This is a genomic window from Siminovitchia thermophila (assembly GCF_016909185.1).
Taxonomy (GTDB): Bacteria; Bacillota; Bacilli; order Bacillales; family Bacillaceae_C; genus Siminovitchia; species Siminovitchia thermophila.
The window spans coordinates 1-1,121 of the sequence record NZ_JAFBFH010000086.1; the positions used below are offsets into that span (position 1 = coordinate 1).

At 55.7% G+C, this 1,121-nt stretch carries 1 rRNA gene; it reads right to left on the reverse strand.

Annotated features, from left to right (window positions below):
- Positions 1–36 precede the first annotated feature (36 nt).
- Positions 37–1,121 (reverse strand): 16S ribosomal RNA (locus JOC94_RS22675); the annotation flags it as partial.

The window sequence follows — 1,121 nt, forward strand, 5'->3', positions numbered from 1 at the left end:
GCCGAGCAGTCGCCTCCACATTTCAATTATCCTTAGAAAGGAGGTGATCCAGCCGCACCTTCCGATACGGCTACCTTGTTACGACTTCACCCCAATCATCTGTCCCACCTTCGGCGGCTGGCTCCAAATGGTTACCCCACCGACTTCGGGTGTTACAAACTCTCGTGGTGTGACGGGCGGTGTGTACAAGGCCCGGGAACGTATTCACCGCGGCATGCTGATCCGCGATTACTAGCGATTCCGGCTTCATGCAGGCGAGTTGCAGCCTGCAATCCGAACTGAGAATGGTTTTATGGGATTCGCTCCACCTCGCGGTCTCGCGGCCCTTTGTACCATCCATTGTAGCACGTGTGTAGCCCAGGTCATAAGGGGCATGATGATTTGACGTCATCCCCACCTTCCTCCGGTTTGTCACCGGCAGTCACCTTAGAGTGCCCAACTTAATGCTGGCAACTAAGATCAAGGGTTGCGCTCGTTGCGGGACTTAACCCAACATCTCACGACACGAGCTGACGACAACCATGCACCACCTGTCACCGATGTCCCCGAAGGGAAAACTTTATCTCTAAAGCGGGCATCGGGATGTCAAGACCTGGTAAGGTTCTTCGCGTTGCTTCGAATTAAACCACATGCTCCACCGCTTGTGCGGGCCCCCGTCAATTCCTTTGAGTTTCAGCCTTGCGGCCGTACTCCCCAGGCGGAGTGCTTAATGCGTTTGCTGCAGCACTAAGGGGCGGAAACCCCCTAACACTTAGCACTCATCGTTTACGGCGTGGACTACCAGGGTATCTAATCCTGTTCGCTACCCACGCTTTCGCGCCTCAGCGTCAGTTACAGACCAGAGAGCCGCCTTCGCCACTGGTGTTCCTCCACATCTCTACGCATTTCACCGCTACACGTGGAATTCCGCTCTCCTCTTCTGCACTCAAGCCTCCCAGTTTCCAATGACCCTCCACGGTTGAGCCGTGGGCTTTCACATCAGACTTAAGAAGCCGCCTGCGCGCGCTTTACGCCCAATAATTCCGGACAACGCTTGCCACCTACGTATTACCGCGGCTGCTGGCACGTAGTTAGCCGTGGCTTTCTGGTCAGGTACCGTCAACGCACCGGCAGTTACTCCG